10 protein-coding genes are annotated in these 16,444 nt (G+C 56.8%); 6 read left to right on the top strand and 4 right to left on the bottom strand.

The window, feature by feature from the left end; genetic code table 11:
- Positions 1-208: 208 nt before the first annotated feature.
- A complete protein-coding gene (locus tag ACGY09_RS13525) occupies positions 209-2,578 on the bottom strand; it encodes a hypothetical protein (RefSeq protein ID WP_397568133.1) in 2,370 nt (789 codons plus the stop codon).
- Between the two features lie 580 nt (positions 2,579-3,158).
- Between ACGY09_RS13525 and ACGY09_RS13520 the strand changes: the two genes are divergently transcribed.
- On the top strand, positions 3,159-4,313 hold the full coding sequence (locus ACGY09_RS13520; protein WP_397568132.1) for a lactonase family protein: 1,155 nt from the start codon (positions 3,159-3,161) through the stop codon (positions 4,311-4,313).
- Positions 4,314-4,691: 378 nt separating this feature from the next.
- Positions 4,692-5,636, top strand: coding sequence for a hypothetical protein (locus ACGY09_RS13515; RefSeq protein ID WP_397568131.1), 945 nt, complete (start codon positions 4,692-4,694; stop codon positions 5,634-5,636).
- Positions 5,637-5,770: 134 nt separating this feature from the next.
- Here ACGY09_RS13515 and ACGY09_RS13510 read toward each other — a convergent pair whose 3' ends face one another.
- Positions 5,771-6,223, bottom strand: a complete 453-nt coding sequence (locus ACGY09_RS13510) for a low molecular weight phosphatase family protein (protein ID WP_397568130.1) — start codon at positions 6,221-6,223, stop codon at positions 5,771-5,773.
- A 406-nt stretch (positions 6,224-6,629) separates the two neighbouring features.
- Here ACGY09_RS13510 and ACGY09_RS13505 point away from each other — a divergent pair, with 406 nt between their 5' ends.
- The 4 genes from ACGY09_RS13505 (at position 6,630) to ACGY09_RS13490 (ending at position 13,348) form a co-directional block, all read left to right on the top strand.
- The gene (locus ACGY09_RS13505; protein ID WP_397568129.1) at positions 6,630-9,065 is read left to right on the top strand and encodes a trypsin-like peptidase domain-containing protein; all 2,436 of its coding nucleotides are present in this window, start codon (positions 6,630-6,632) and stop codon (positions 9,063-9,065) included.
- A gap of 474 nt (positions 9,066-9,539) precedes the next feature.
- Positions 9,540-10,142, top strand: coding sequence for a peroxiredoxin (locus tag ACGY09_RS13500; RefSeq protein WP_397568128.1), 603 nt, complete (start codon positions 9,540-9,542; stop codon positions 10,140-10,142).
- Between the two features lie 667 nt (positions 10,143-10,809).
- Positions 10,810-12,051, top strand: coding sequence for a type II secretion system F family protein (locus ACGY09_RS13495; protein WP_397568127.1), 1,242 nt, complete (start codon positions 10,810-10,812; stop codon positions 12,049-12,051).
- A 223-nt stretch (positions 12,052-12,274) separates the two neighbouring features.
- Positions 12,275-13,348 carry a hypothetical protein gene (locus ACGY09_RS13490; RefSeq protein ID WP_397568126.1) on the top strand — a complete coding sequence of 358 codons (1,074 nt, stop codon included), beginning with the start codon at positions 12,275-12,277 and terminating at the stop codon, positions 13,346-13,348.
- A gap of 523 nt (positions 13,349-13,871) precedes the next feature.
- Here the strand turns inward: ACGY09_RS13490 and ACGY09_RS13485 are convergent.
- Positions 13,872-14,747 (bottom strand): AAA family ATPase, encoded by an 876-nt coding sequence (locus ACGY09_RS13485; protein WP_397568125.1) that lies wholly within the window; start codon positions 14,745-14,747, stop codon positions 13,872-13,874.
- Between the two features lie 369 nt (positions 14,748-15,116).
- Entirely contained in the window at positions 15,117-16,223 is a 1,107-nt protein-coding gene (locus ACGY09_RS13480) for a DUF444 family protein (RefSeq protein ID WP_373649731.1), read from the bottom strand.
- Between the last annotated feature and the right edge of the window lie 221 nt (positions 16,224-16,444).

Below are 16,444 nucleotides of genomic sequence, written 5' to 3'. Positions count from 1 at the left end.
GGCAGATTTTTCACCTGACACAGAAGTGAGGAAAGGAAAAGGAGGGGCTGTGGAGAATGGGGGTAAAGGGCGAAGACAAAAAAGAAAGGGTCGGGTGTTCCCCATTTCAAAATGACCGGGGGGAACAACCTGATATCCCCGGGGCCAGTTGGCCAGATTTGAAATGCGAACGCCCGACCCTGAATGGTCGACGTAAGGGGCCAGAACCCTACCGTGTGATCACGGCGAGTGGGAGCCGGTTCCGATCACCGCGCTGACGTAGTTCTTCAATGACGACTCCCGCATCCGGCTTCAGAAAGATGTTCTCGCTCTTCGACTGATTCCCGAGTTTCATGACGACTTTCTTATCGAAGTCAATCAACTCGGGTGAGAGTCGGACGGTGAACCCGGCCGCTGCCGATTTGACGATCAGTGTGTTACCCGGCGTGATCCGTGCATCGACTTCCATGGGGATCACCCGTTGAGCGGCCCCGGGAGGAGCGGGAAGTATGTAGTCCCGCGCCAGTCCGTTCGCTGTCACCCAGAAGAATCGATTATCCCCTTTTCGCAGCGTGCGAACTTCAAATTCTTTCGGCATGGGTCGACGGACGTGGGTGTCCATCCAGTCGAACAGTTTGCTGCATTCATCAAACAGGTTTTCGCCATTTCGGCCCAGATATTCGACGAGCATGAAATCAAAACGAGATCCACGGATCAACATATTGTCGAAGACCAGGTTACTGGAGGGGTCACGGTTGTCTTTTGAGTCGTAACCTTTTCCGACCACGTACCAGGCCGTATGACTGCCGTTCTGCCAGTTGTAGACGCAGTAATTGACGGCGTTCCCTCCAATCGGCAGAACTCCGGCGAATTCATCGGGATGGGACAGGCCGATATCAAACGCCGCATCGCCTCCCATGCCATGGCCTGTCAGAAAGACGTGGTCGCTGTCGACGGCGAATCGTTTTCTGGCATCGACGAGACAGTCCAGTACATATTGATGGGCGGGCGTTCCATACGTGTACTCATCCTGATTGGCATCAGCGTAGTCCGGGGCAATGACGATGTAGCCCCGCTGGCTCCCCAGATCAGGATCCTGCAAGTCCCCGGTCCAGGCCTGAACCGCCTGTTCAATCGTGCGTTGACGAGCTCGCAGTACAATCAGCAGCGGATAGGTGTGAAGGGGTGAGTATTCAGCGGGAAGAGCGACCGCGTAACTGCGGCCTTCAATTCCCGTTGTGGTGACCTGATGAATCGCGCCTGGCCGGATCTCACTGGCATCCAGAATCGGGGGAAGCTGGGCGACCAGCTTCAGCACTGTTTGAGGGCTGACGCTTTCGAGCTTCTTCAGTTGATCAATCTTATCCGCCTGGATGCCGATGTCGTCACTGCGCAGAGCGTCGATCGCAATATTACGTGCTTCCCAGATCCGTAGCGTCTGAGAGAGGTCTGGAGTGGCATTTGCCGATCCCAGGACCCAGCCTGAGTAGGCCAGGCCCAGACGCTGCGAGGGATCATATTGCTTGTCGTTCTCGGCCTTCAGAAAAGCATCCAGGCGGGGAAGCGTTCCCATGCTGAGTTGTTCGTTGATTTCGGATCGGAGCGGCTGAAGTTTTTCCGCTGTTTCTTCGTCGTTGAGTTTCGCTTGCCATTCGCTGAGTAACAGTTTGGCCTGATCGATCGTACGACGAGCCTGTTCATGCTCCTGGATGGTCTGTCTGACCTTCTGCATAACGGTTCCCGTCAGCGGTTGGCTCAGCAGCTTTCTGGCAAAGGCGTCCGCCAGTTCAAACTGACCCGCCCGTTTACGACGTTCGAGGCGGCGGAGAATTCGGTCACCGAAGTAATTCATCAACTCTTCGCGCGATTTGTCGACCAGCTCTTTTCGCTCGGGCAGGTCCTTTTCAATGGCGTCCAGTTCCGCGAATGCCTGGGGATAGTGTTCCGCCTGAGAATAGAACCGGACCAGCGCGAATCGTGCGACCGCATCGTCTCGCTTCACCTGCATCTTCAGCATCGGTTCCAGCGTTTCGATGGGGATGGTTTTGAGTGGAAGTCCAAGCTTCCAGTTGCAGTTCGTACTCTCAACCAGCACATGATCGGGATGAACTTCGGTGATGGACTGGAATACATCCATCATCTTTTTAGGAGTGACGATCTTCAGCCGACGCCGCCCGTATTCATCAAATGGCGTTACATCCGCGATCGAGCCAAACGTCGAAACCACCAGCCCCTGATCGGACCTTCTCGGCGGGGGCATTGGAATGGCCACAGGGTTCTGCGAAGCCAGTCCTGCCGCTTGTCCTCCGCTGGAAACATCTCGTTGCAGCAGGGGAAAATAGATCCGCTGCCAGCCGTTATCGATTCTGCCAATGTTGTGTGGCGTCGGGCCCCGGTCTTTCTCTCGTTTCAACTCCTCTTCGCTGGGGCGAAGCGCTTCCTCTCCGACCGCACGACCCCCGAGCGAACTCATCACCAGAAACTGTCCTCGGAGAGTCGTCCCATTCTTGAGTCGGATTTCGGCTCCGGTGATTGATGATCCAAAGACAGCACTGCCGACCAGTATTGCCAATCCGCCGATCCAGCTTCGCCTGAACATTCGCCACCTCATCTTTTCCTGCGCAACGCTCGAGCGGTTACATCAGCCGGAACCGCTTCACCGCGTCCCGTCCTGTCTCCCCCGCACTTGGCCCCTGTGAAAGTGTTTGCGGGGTGAAAGGTTATTGCTGGTAAGTCACCTCGTCTCACGTAGCGGATTCTCACATCGCTGAATCGGCCCGCTTGCGTGGCCCTCGATCCGCGACATGCTGGAACTGTGATCATTACTCATTGTAATCCGAAACCGGTCAAACGAAGGCCGTTCTATCGACTCTCTCATGTTTTCTGTTCGCGGCAAAGGTCTCACCGTGACGGGGGCCGTTTCGTACCTCATTCTGACGGATTCACCCTGCCTGAGACGCGATGGAGCCACTCGATGGGTCCGATTGCTTGGCGCTTGGCCCCGCGCGTTCTATTGTCTGAATTGTCTGCGGCAGGCCCTTTCGACGTGCAGGAACAGCAGTAAATGCCTCCCTCTCCTCCAAGGGAGAATCGTCCGCTTGGCAGAAACTTCATCACCTCAAACTCTCTCTGGCCCCGTCTCTTTCCCAGGAACCGATTCCTTATCAGGTAAGTGTCTCATGAATTGTCTAATTTCAAAGTGGCTGATCGTCATGACAACAGTTCTGGGTATGACCTCAGTGGCCAATTCTGCCGATCCCGAGAAATTTCGTGTTTACTTCGGCACGTATTCGGGTGAACTCAGCAAGGGGATTTATGTCAGTACCTTCGATGCCGCGACGGGAAAGCTGTCCGCACCCGAACTGGCCGCAGAAGTGAAGAACGCGTCGTTTCTGGCCATTCACCCCAGTCGCAAATACTTGTACGCCGTCAGCGAGATCGCCGACTTCGAGGGCAAGAAACAGGGTGGTGTCAGTGCGTTTGAGATCGATTCCGCCACCGGACGTTTGAAACTGCTGAACCAGCAATCCTCGGGAGGTGGGGGGCCGTGTCATCTGGTGACCGACGCCCAGGGGACGAACGTCCTCGTCGCCAACTATGGCGGAGGGAGTGTTTCCGTCCTGCCGATTCTGGCTGATGGAAGGCTTTCACCCGCGTCCTCCACGATTCAGCATCAGGGTTCCAGCGTAGACAAGCAGCGGCAGGAAGGTCCTCACGCTCATTCGATCAATCTCGATCCTGCGAACAAATTCGCGTTCGCGGCGGACCTGGGCCTGGATAAGGTCCTGGTCTACCGCTTTGACGGCAGCAAAGGGCTGCTGACGGCAAACGATCCTCCCGCCGGTGTGGTCGCACCCGGAAGCGGGCCTCGTCACTTTGCCTTTCATCCCAGCGGCAAGTATGCCTTCGTGAACAATGAAATGACTTCGACCATCACGTCGTTTGCCTACGATCCCGCCAAAGGATCGCTGAAAGAGATTCACACCCTGTCCACGATTCCGGAACCAACCCCGGGAAACTCGACCGCCGAGACGGTCGTTCATCCGTCCGGAAAATTCGTGTATGTTTCCAACCGCGGTCACAACAGCCTGGCGATCTATCAGTGCGATCCCGCGACCGGCCGACTGACGGCTCTGGGGCATCAATCCACCGGCGGCAAGACGCCGCGCAATTTCAACATCGATCCCACGGGAAGCTACGTGCTGGCCGCAAATCAGGACACCAACAATGTCACCGTCCTGAAAATTGATGCCGCGACGGGGAAGCTGTCCCCCACCGGGGCAGCCATCGAAGTCGGCATCCCCGTCTGTGTCAAATTTGTGCCTCTTCCTTGATGGGTTCCTTGATGAGGCGCTTGGATGGACTGCAGAGTTGAAGGGTCCGCAGGTAAGATGCTAAACACAGACACACAGCATTGGCGCAGGAAAGTGGGAATCGGCTGAGACCTTTTCATGTCATCCCGCGTTTCTCCTGTGTGTCTTCGGGATTGTCGGTGCGCGTCCGGTCAATGCCCCAAATGAGTTTCCTCGTCCCAAAGAGTTACTGGCCGCAGCGTCACGGGACGAGGAAACGTCGGAACAGAGTTCCGCATGGTCCCCGGTGCCGTGGCTTTGGGTGACGTGGCTTGGGCAAGATGCGGATCTGCGATTTGGCCCCGTTGAGAGTTCGTATCAAGTGGTTGTTTTTTTCGAAGCTGTCTCAAGGATGAACCCATGGCTCGCCTGATTGGCATGGACGAGGCGGGGCTCGGTCCTAACCTGGGGCCTTTCGTCGTCGCGGTGACCGTCTGGGACGTTCCTGGCTCGCCCACGGAATTTGATTTCTGGAAGACGTTCAAGACGGTTCTGACGAACACTCCCGAAGCGGGAGATGCACGGCTGCACGTCGCCGATTCGAAACAAGTGTTTCAGCCGAAGCGAGGATTTGCGGCGCTGGAGCGCGGGGTATTGGCCGCCCTGAAGATGATCGGTCATGAACCGGATTCCTTCGAAGCTCTGTGCGAGGCGCTCAGCACCCCCTGCCCTCTTATTCCTCCCGCCTCTTCAACCGTCCCGTGGTACTGTCATCTGCCCCAGCAACTCCCGTTTGAGCAGCACGATCTGGATGTGAGCGGCAAATGGCGGACCTGCTGTGAGCGCAAGGGAGTTCGCCTGGTTGCCATCAAGGTGGCCATCGTTGAAGCGCACGACTTTAACCGGCTGCTGCGGCTATACGACAACAAATCGCTGGTCGTCTCACGCGTTGCATTTCAGTTGTTACGCTCAGTCTGGAGTCCGGACGAGACCGAGACCTTCATTGTCGGCGACAAGCACGGGGGTCGGAATCGTTACGACCAGTTACTGTCCGAAGTGCTGGATGGAGACATGATCTTCCGACTGGCCGAGGGGGAAGAGCGGAGTGATTACCGAGTGGGAAAATCACTGCTTCGATTCCAGCCCCGCGCTGAGGAACACGGACCGGTGGCCCTGGCCTCAATGACCGCCAAGTACGTCCGCGAACTGGCGATGGCCCGCTTCAATTCCTTCTGGTCAAACCACCAGACCGGCCTGAAGCCAACCCAGGGCTACCCTCTCGACGCCAGACGCTTCCGCGACGACATCGCCGAAACCCAAAGAAAACTCGCCATCTCCGACGACATCCTCTGGCGCAGCCGCTAGATCAGCAGGTCCTCATGTCAGTCAATCTGTAAAGCCGCTGCTCAAGAGCGACATGTCGTTCAGTTGAGGGACCCGAATCGTCGGGTCTGTTGATCGGAATGTTTCGTTTGACAACCCCACGAGAGCCTGAAGCCTTATTGATTAGCTGCCGAGAGGCGGCCGAGGAGCCTGGTCACTTCCTTCTCAAGGTGAGGGAGCGCTTCTTCGGGTGACGCGCAGTCGATGTCGTGGACTTGCCAGAATTCGACTTTGTGCAACCAGTCGGGGAAGCGGGCTGTCATGAGGGGACGGTGCTCTGTCTCTTTCACTGCGACGACGTGATGAGCGGCCTCGAGGTCCTGGACTGTCAGGTCCTGGGGGAGCCTCTCATACTGAGTAAAAGGAATTTCGAGACGGCCAAGATGTCCGATGGTGTATCGCGACATGTGACCCAGGTTGGCGGAATCGAGGGCAAGTCCGCGAGACTCCGCACGCCAGGCCAGATTGTTCTGAGCCGCATGCCAGTTGAAGTAAATCTCGGCAAACCGGCTGCGGTAATAATTCCCTGTGCAGAGAAACAAAATCGTCTGGTGCGAGATCGCAGACACTCTATGGTCCTTGGGTCGAAAACGAATCGTCAGTTCAAACAGTCATCGATGCGGTGGGCTACCACTGTCGCAACCTTGAATCTAGTGGACGCGATTCGTCATCGCCATGTCTCCTCTGCATTGTCCCTGATTTTTTGGTTTTCTGCCGGTCTGAACTCTCTTGTCCAAGAATTTTCAGGCGAAGGAAGTCGCTCACTCCATCCCGAAATCTATCCTTGGCGGTCGGTTTAGCGCCTGGGAGGGGCTCGAAGCCGAGGCTTGACGTGGGTGCCTCAGCGGGATATTTGTTAAGTTCTTGTGTTGCAAAATAAATCAGTCGTCGGGGCTGAATTTCCCGCAATTCGAGATTAATAGCGGGCCAAAGCGTGCACACTGGCGGCCACCTTTTCCCTACGAACCATCTGTTATGACGACAAAAATTCGCTGTACTGAATGTGATACGTCCCTGCGAGTCGGAGAAAAGCACTACGGCCGGTCCGTCAAATGCCCCCGTTGTGGTGCCACGGTGAAGGTTCCGCAGCCTGAGTTTGCAGAGGGTGAGGATTTCGCACTCGATGATCAGGAGTTGAGTGATTTCGAAGAACAGCCACGTCGCAAGTCCACACGCAGCGCAAATCGACTTCCGTCGAAGTCGGCGCGGCGGGGAAAGAAACCGAACAAGCAATCCAGCAATCATCTGCCAGCAATCGTCGGTGCGGCAGCGATTGCAGGACTCCTGATTGTGGGTGGTATTTACTGGACGACCCGTCGCGGAGGGGACGCGGGAACTGTGAATCCTGGTCAGGTAACTGCCATTGTGCCACCTGTTCCCGCCGGCGTGGGGGCAGCACCGGCAGGTGCTGCTCAAATGACAACCAATTCGGGGCCGCTGGGCGCCGCAACGACTACTGGGGCAATGAACCAGCCCCAACTCGTTCCGGGTGGTACCCATTCATCAGGACCTGGCGTTGGATCCGCGCCCACGGGAGTTCAGCACGCGGTCGCGGGTACGGCACCTCCCCTCAGTGGGGGAGCGTCCCCGGAAGCCATCAATGCGGTCGTCACTTCACCACAGGCCCACGGAGTGGCGCCAGCCGGAAATCTCGATCTGAGCGTTCTAACGGATCGTGCCGGGCGGGGTTTGGTCCTGCTGCGTATCAAAGATAATAATGGTCAGAATCTCGGACTGGGAAGCGGATTTCTGATTAGTCGGGACGGCTTGGTCGCGACCAACTTTCACGTCATGAAAGAAGGGGCGACAGCCGAAGCCGAGTTCCGCGATGGTGTGCGGGTACCTGTCTCGGGGTATCGCGCTTTCGATTCAAAGCGGGATATCGCCATTGTTCAACTGGAATCAGTCCCCCCCGACGCGGTTCCTCTGGAATTAGCTCCGAGCCTGGATGTTCAGCAGGGGGCGTCAGTCGTAGCAATGGGACATCCCAGAGGTCTTCGGTTCACTGCAACAGAAGGGATTGTCAGTGCCATTCACAAGACGTCAGATCTGCCCGCAGATCTACGTCGTCAGATGGAGTGTCCTGACGACCAGATTTGGATTCAGACCAGTGCGACAATCTTCTCGGGAAACAGTGGCGGCCCCTTGCTTTCTCGTTCGGGCAAAGTCATTGGCATTAATTCGTGGATCACGAGGGACGTTGATTTCGGATTCGCGCTGGCGATTCAGCACCTGATCGAACTGACTTCGCAGGTCAAAGATTCTGTTCTGAGTCTTGCGGAAGTAAATCGGCAGGGTCGAGCTGATGACACTGTTTTCAGCTTGGGAGATCTCGATCCCAAAGTCAAAGTCATCCAAGATGAATATCAGCGCAGCTTCGAAGAGTTTGAGGTTCGACTGAAGACGGCTCAGACCGCGGAAGAGGTGCAGAAGATTATCACCTCGAATAACCCGGCGCGCCGAGATGTTCCGAGACTTATCAAGATTGCCAGTGAAAACCCGAAAACACCTGCCGCTTATCAAGCTCTCGTGCTGTCGCTGGCAATGCTGCGGCAATACTTCCCTGAGTCCACGGCCACGTCGCCCATGCAGCAGGTGACGACGCAACTCCTGCGAGATCACCTCGATGAAAAGTCGATTGTCACGGCGGTGGTACTGGCAGGGACGTTTGAGCTGGCCTCGACGAAAGCATTTCTTTCTGAAGTGATCAACCGAAGTACGGACAAAGACGTTCAAGGAATCGCCTGCCTGTTCCTCGCGAAATCTCTGATTGCCTCTGACAAGAGTGCTCCTAAGAAAGAAGGAGTTCGATTGCTGGAGCGAATCGTGAATGAATTCAGCGAGGTCATGATTCGTGACGTTCCGATCGTTGAAGACGCTCAACGAATGCTGTTCGCAGAATTGCATCTGTCGATCGGCGCTGAAGCCCCGGAAATCATCGGGAGGGATGCCGAGGGGAACGAGTTCAAACTGAGTGACTACCGGGGCAAGGTCGTGATGCTCGACTTCTTCGCAGACTGGTGTCCTCATTGCACCAAGATGTACCCTCTGGAACGGATCATGGTCGAGAAGCAGCGAGACAGGCCGTATATTCTGCTCGGCGTCAACTGCGACCGGGACGGTGTACTGCAGAAGTTGATCGAAGAGAAGAAAGTCACTTGGAAATGCTGGGCGGATGGTGAAGACGGCCCCATCGCCACTGAATGGCAACTCTCGGGTTTTCCCATGATTATTTTGATCGATCATCAGGGAATTATCCGGTATCAGTTCAATGGGGCTCCCGATCCCGAAGTGGTCGATCGAGCGCTCGCTCAGCTGGTGGGAAAAGTCGGCAGCGGCAAAACGAATTCGAACTCGAAAAAGCCAATCAGTGGCTCCCGCGCGAAGGGCCGTTCTTCCAGCAATCCTTGAGTTACGTGCTTGCTCGAAAGTTGACGATTCGGTGGGATCGTCAACTGGCTCAATCTGGGATCCGTCTAAAGGGGGGTAGCCGCAATTTTGCGAGTGGAGAGCCTTTGAGTCGCGTGGGGTTTCCTCGCGGCCGGATGCGTCTGTTGGCGAGGACAGGACCGTCACTCCTACTGCTTTCGCGGGTTGCGTCCAGCAAAGTCGATGTCCCGTCGGTGCTTCGTCCCTGTTTTCTGGTATCCCACCCCGTAGGTCCGTGTCCTTTAGGGGGCGGTTTGATCGGAATGGGGTAGCTGGTTCTGCGGAAAGCCGAATCTTCGCGCTGTCCATGACTCAAACGGAATCAGTGCAGGAACGTTGTGGTGATTTGCCGGGAACTGGTCAGGTCGCTACGCTCCCATGTCCTGCTTTTACTGCGTGCTGACTGCTTTTGGTGGTTGCGCGCTTGTTATTAACCCCGCTTTAAAGGAATTTCTTGTGGCCGTTCTCGTCGGTAAGCCAGCTCCAGATTTCACTGCCACCGCAGTGATGGGTAACAACGAAATCCGCGACTACTCCCTGTCCAAAGAGATCAAGGGAAAGTACGCGGTCATTTTCTTCTACCCGCTCGATTTCACCTTCGTCTGCCCTTCGGAACTGATCGCGTTTGATCACCGACTCAACGAGTTCAAGCAGCGTGGTGTCGAAGTCATCGGTGTGTCGATCGATTCTCAGTTCACACACCTCGCGTGGAAGAACACCCCCGTCAATGACGGTGGTATTGGTCAGGTTCAGTATCCGCTGATCGCTGACATCAAGCACGAAATCTGCCGTGCATATGATGTCGAGTTCAGCGATGCCGGTGTTGCCTTCCGCGGCTCGTTCCTGATCGACCAGCAGGGTGTCGTCCGTCACCAGGTCGTGAACGATCTGCCGCTCGGACGAAACGTCGATGAGATGCTGCGCATGATCGACGCGCTGCAGTTCACCGAACAGCATGGCGAAGTCTGCCCGGCGGGCTGGAGCAAGGGGAAACCCGGTATGAAGGCTTCCACCAGCGGAGTCGCTGAATACCTCGCTACACACGGGAAAGACCTGTAAGAATCGACTGACGCTCAAGCAGCGGGCTCTCCTTCACACGATAGCCCGCTGTCTGGGCGATGCCCCCTGTCCTTATGGGACTGCTGAGGGGAAGACGGGGAAACTCGTAGGCCAGTACTTTCGTACCGCGCCTTCAGGGGCCAAAATGCGGGTGGTTCCAGTGGATCCCGCAAACTCCAAGAGCGTGAGTGACGGAGCCTCGATTGCTCTTCACCAGGGTGTGATCCACGCCCAGTTTCCGTAGCTTCTTGGATCTCTCTGGGACGGCGCTTCTCGCCCGGCTCTGAGGGCCTGAGCAGTCCTGCATCGCAGGAGATCCTGCTCACCAAGATCTCACGGGAAGGCGTGTCAGCCGCCGGAACAGCAGCGATCGAACCCGCAACCGAATTCGAGAAGGCCTTGTCGTGAGTGCTACCCAGGCGGTTAAAGAAACACGGGCCAGAATGGCTCCCGGTGTGGACGACTCATCGTCTTGCAGGAGGTGTTTTGACGCTGGATTGCGGTTCCAAACTGAATCGCAGATGAAGGGGATCGAATTCTCGTGGCGACTCGCCGTTGCCGCCGCATTTCGATCTTGCGGGACAACTCGGCTGTTGGTCTATTGACGTTCGGCAGTCGATGCCAGGGATCTCGAGAATCGACCGCGTTTTAAAGAAGTCGTCATTCCATGGCAGAATTTCGCTATATCGCCCGTGAACTTTCAGGGGCCCAGGTCGTCGGGACACTTTCTGCGGCATCTGAGCGCGAGGCGCTGGGATCGCTGGCGGCGAAGAATCTGTTTCCGGTTTCGATTACTCTGGCCGAGGCGGCGCGGGCCCATCAGGCAAATAAGCGAAAGCGAGTCCCCGCGCGCATTCTGACCGTCTTTTACACTCAACTTGCCGACCTGCTGCGAGCGGGTGTTCCATTGCTCCGATCGCTTGATTTGCTCGTTCGGCAGACCCGTCATATGACATTGAAGATGGTGGTGCAGGAAGTGCGCGACCAGGTCGCTGACGGGACTCGTCTGGCGGAAGCCATGCGACAGCATCCCACGGTCTTCAATGATTTGACGATCAGCATGGTGCGCGCGGGTGAGGAAGGGAGCTTCATGGAAGAGTCGCTCCAGCGAATCGCCGACTTCACCGAGCATCAGGAAGAGTTAAAAGGTCGTGTGGTCGGGGCAATGGCCTATCCGGCATTTCTGGTGGTGGTCGGGGGATTGATCCTGGTCGGCATGCTGATCTTCTTTGTCCCCAAATTTGAACCTCTGTTTGAAACCATGCGAACCGAGGGGACGTTGCCCTCCGCCACGATCCTGTTGCTGGCGGCCAGTTCGTTCTTTCAGAAATACATCCTGGTCATGCTGGGAGTGATTGCGGTGGCGTTTCACTTTATTCGGCAGTACTTCTCGAATGACGCCGGAAGACTGCGATTGGACGAGTTCCGGTTGAAGACCGTCGGTGTGGGGCGGGTCATCCGCAGTCTGGCGGTGGCACGGTTCTGCCGCGTGCTGGGGACGCTGCTCAAGAATGGCGTGCCGATCCTGACCGCCCTGCACATCGCTAAAGACGCGACCGGGAATCGCGTGATCAGCACTGCGATTGCTCAGGCGGCGGATCACGTTTCCTCGGGACGTTCTCTGGCACAACCTCTGGCGGAATGTGGTCAGTTTCCACCCGACGTGCTTGAGATGATCGCGGTGGGGGAAGAAGCGAACAATCTGGAGTCAGTGCTGGTGGGGATCGCCGAAAAAATGGAGCGGCAGACCAACCGCCAGCTCGACATGGTGGTTCGACTGCTGGAGCCGCTGATGCTGGTCGTCATGGCGGGGGTCATTCTGTTTGTGTTGATGGCGCTGATGTTGCCGATCTTTAACAGTTCTTCGATGGCGGGTGTGGAATCGGCGATTGGGCAGTTCTTCTGCTGAAAAATTTTCACAGACTGTTCAGCAGGGTTTTCAGTGCATCGGCAGATTTTGCCATTGCTCGATGTCAATCTGCGTTAGATGCGGTTTACCCAGGCTCAACAGCCGATGTATCTCCTAAGTAGAACCACGGACGGTACCGCCGCCTCGGCTGACACGGGCACTCACAACCGATTTCTGCCGAACTCGGCCACTCAGGACGGGACAGTGAGGGAGAACCTTCTTTATGTTAAATAGCAGATTGACGCGACCCGAGAACACGACGGCCAAATCCCGTGGCAAGTTAACGCTGCTGTCCTGGCTGTTGGTTGTGACCTCTGCCGGGCAAGTGATCAACGCCGAGGATGAACTCCGGCCGTCGACTCGCATGCTGGAAGACTTGAAGCAGCGATCGGCGACTGAGCGGTGGCAGCGACTCAAACGGGCCTACCCCGCGGATACTCCGGGTGTTGCGGGGGGGATTCCTTCGCCGTTGCCCAACGAAACACCCCGTTCGGTCACGACTGAAGAAGTCCCACCGCTGACTTCCGAAGGGCAGTTGATCCCCCGTTTGACGGCCGTCCCACTGTCGGATAACTCGGACTGGGTGAAGCCAGGCCGCCCGCAAGAGGTCATTGAAGAAGTCATGGAACTTCCCGAGCTGTCGAATACAGCCCTTCCGGAAGAACGGAGCAAGCTGGTTCCAAGCCCAGCCGCGGATTCTCCCTTGCCCGTACGGATCGCTGTGGTCGATGTCGAAGAAGATCGGGAAATCGATGGGCGATCCTCCGAAGAGGGATCAGAATCGACTCCGAGCCCCAAATCCTCCACGCTTTCGAAGGATGGGGGGGGCTCGCCTCGGACGCCGATTGAGCGGCTGATCGGTTCGATCAATCCTCATTATGACCGTGATGAAGATGCCGATATTCGCAAGTACGCCCGGCAGCAGGCGAAAGAATTCAACATCACATTCACTCCGAAACCGGTTGAAGAGCGTGCATTTCCGCAGATTACACTCGCGTGGGAAGCCTCAAACTACTGGCACTACCCCTTGTATTTCGAAGACCCTGCATTGGAACGAACCGGTCACTCGCACCATCCAATCGTCCAACCCTTCGCATCAATCGGGCGGGCTGCAGTGCAGTTAGGACTGCTGCCATACCAGATGGTCATCGTTCCACCATGCAAGCATGAGTACCCCGTTGGGTGGTACCGACCCGGTGATTGTGCTCCCAAGTTGCACTATCAGATTCCCCTCAACGCCGAAGCGGCTCTCGTCGAGGCGGGTGTCGTGACCGGGTTGTACTTCGTGATTCCGTAATCTCTCTGCGACGAAACGACCATTCGTGGTGAGCGACAGAGAGTTCGTTCTCAAACTGAGCGGGGTGTCAGCAGGCTGACACCCCCGTTTTCCCATTCAAGGTGGCGGCGAATCGGATACTTCGATTCTGAGGAATCCACTTTCCCACGCCCTGCCGATTCTGGGAGGCCGGCCTGCGCGGGCCGTTGACGTCGTGCAGGACCGATTGCCGAATCGCCCGGTGATAACGATGTCTGCGTCGTGTTATCCACTGCTTCGGCCGTCGCAATGGCAGACGACACGCTCGCACCCGGAAGTGAGCCAATTCCAGAGGCGCGAAGACTGATTCCAAGGCGCCCGTCGTGCCAGGCAAGTGCCCAGGAGTGGCCAAGTCTGCCAGCGCCCCCTGCCTCTGCGAGTGGGCCGTTAGACACAGACGATCCCCGGGACAAAAAACCGGAACAAAAACAGAGAGCCGCAGCTCTGTTACCGGAGCTGCGGCTCTCTGTTTGATAGAAAAAGGTCTCGGAGTCGAGAGCTGTTCTTATCGGGTCAGCGCCGCGTAAGTCGCATGGCGGATCGAATGGCGGTGATCTCGACGGAGACCCGGCTTGTGCTGTGTCGGAGACATCTGTTGAGGCCAAAGCTCGGCGACCACAGCTTCAACGCACTCGTGTGTCACGTGAGTCTGGTCCTGACTTCGAGCGGCAAGCAGGCAGTGGCTGGTGAGGCAACAGATCGCCCAGGGGACCCCTTTTGTCAGATGATGGATCATCCTGACAGCATCTTCGCTGAACAGGGCTTGTCCGCAGCCGGCGTGGTGCACGGCTCGATTGATAAACAGCGCGGTGTCAGCGGGTGACCAGGCATTGATTTCGATCCGCAGTTCCACCAGTTCCTGCAGGGGGCCCGTAATCTGCTGTTCGCGCGTGGCGAGCAAGATTGTCAGTTTAAGCCCGACCGCGTCGGCGAGTTGATGCAGGCGCCAGACGGCCTGCTGACAACTCGGTTCGACCAGATCGAAATGATCGATCAGGATCACCATCGGCTGACGGATCAATCCCAGCGCTGCAAAACGGGCACGCAAGCTGTTCCAGATGCGTGCCGGGGGAGCGTCGATGTCCACCGCTGTCTGGCAGGACTGCGCGATCTGTCCGAGCAACTGATTGCCGTCCAATCCAGTGGCATCGCACCGAATTGTGATCCGTCCCAGCCGTTCTGTCCGGTTCTGAAGCAACTTCAGCAGAAAGCTTTTGCCGGTCCCGCCGGGCCCCGACACGATGCCGCAGCGACGCGATTCTTCGACAAGGAACAGCATGCGCGCGAGGGCCTCATCATGCTGCTGGCTGGCGTAGAAGCGATCTGCGGCGAAGGTGCGGTCAAAAGGCCAGTGACGAAAACCCCAAAAGGCAAGATCCATGGCGATAGCTCTCTTCCGTGAGCGGCGATTTGATCAGGTGAATGTCAGCGACAACAAGACAGGTCAAATTGGGAAACGAGATCGCTCGCTTCAGAATTGAGGCGAGAGGCGATCATGATCAAAGGTTGCTGATTCCGCTCCGAATTTCGGCTCATTGCGAGCCGCGTCTGTATTATCGGCAGAATCGAAGAAGTCACTTCACAGAAGTCTGGAGAAGAAAGCGGCAACTTCTGCCGCAGAACAATGGATCGATGTCGCCGTCAGGACAAAGTCGAACTCCGAGGGCAACCCTGTGCTGGGAACTCATGCGATGCCGAAGTCGAGCGGCGGGGCACAGCCGGGATGTGATTTGCTCACGGGTGCACCCCGCTACCGCCCTTTGCCGAGGAACGTGCGGATCGATTCGTAGATCGCTTCTTTGTCTTTGATGTTCGAGAGGATCAGGTTCTCGTACTTGCCAGCTACTTTGCGGAGTTCGCGTATGTAGTCTCCCGATCCGTAGGGACTTTCGACCTGACCGTAACAGAAGAGGTTGCAAATCGGCAGGAAGTCGTCCTGAATCGTCTTCAGGCAACTGGTGTTGTCTTCGCCCCAGTTATCGCCGTCGGAAAACTGAAAGATGTAGATGTTCCAGTCCGCCGGGGGAAAGTCGCGCTCGATGATCTTTTTGGATTCGGCATAGGCAGATGAAATACGTGTCCCGCCACTTTCGCGAACACGGTAGAAGGTCTCTTCATCCACTTCATGCGCAACGGCATCATGAACGACATAGCGTCGCTGCAAACCGTCGTACTGACTCTTCAGCCAGGTGTCGATCCAGAAAGATTCCGTGCGGACAATTTCCTTCTGGTCATCGGTCATGGAGCCTGAGACGTCCATGATGTAGATCACTGCGGCATTGGCATGCGGTAATGGGACCTCGGTCCACGACCGAAACCGTTCGTCCTCGCGCGTCGGAACGACGACAGGGCGGTTCGGGTTGTATTCGCTTGAGGAAATCAGCCGCCGCAACGCGCGCTTATACGTCCGTTTGAAATGCCGCAACGAGTCGGGACCGGTCTGACGAATGCTGTTGTACTTTGTTTTGACGGCCTTGATGGTGCTCTGCCCCTTTGGTTTGATCTCGGGCAGTTGCAGTTCGTCTCCCAGCATCTGAGCCAGTTCTTCGATGGTCAGCTCTGCCTCGCGGATGTGCTGCCCCGGATCTTCACCTGCCTGCCCCTGGCCATCACCTTCGTCTTCCCCTTTGCCAATCGGCTGCCCCGGATCTCCCTCTCCCTGACCCACGCCGCCTGAGCCCTTCTTTCCGTGACGGAAGTGAGGGATCTCGATGTTGGGGACGGGGATGCTGACGGTCTCCCGTCCTTTGCGGCCGAGGACTTCCCCATGCGTGATGTATTTCTTCAGGCCCTGGCGGACTTTGCCGCGGACAATTTCCTTGAATCGTTGATTGTCTCGATCGATGGAACGGGTCACGGCAGTTGTCCTTTACACAAAGGCCCGACGGACACAATTGCCGCGGTGCAGTCGATCTCGATCCAAGGGAAGTCATACCGTGAGGGACGAGCATCCCGGAGGGTTGCTGGGTCACTTCGGTCTAGGTTGTCGCGGTGTTCAGTCGCCGATCAACCCGGCCCAAAATGCACGAACAGGAAAAGATGTCGCAGTGGCGGGTAGAAAAGCCCCGCCACTGCAAC

This window comes from Schlesneria sphaerica (assembly GCF_044336245.1).
Lineage (GTDB): Bacteria > Planctomycetota > Planctomycetia > Planctomycetales > Planctomycetaceae > Schlesneria > Schlesneria sphaerica.
Note: the sequence above shows the minus strand (reverse complement) of the source record. Positions and strands in the feature narration are given on the sequence as shown.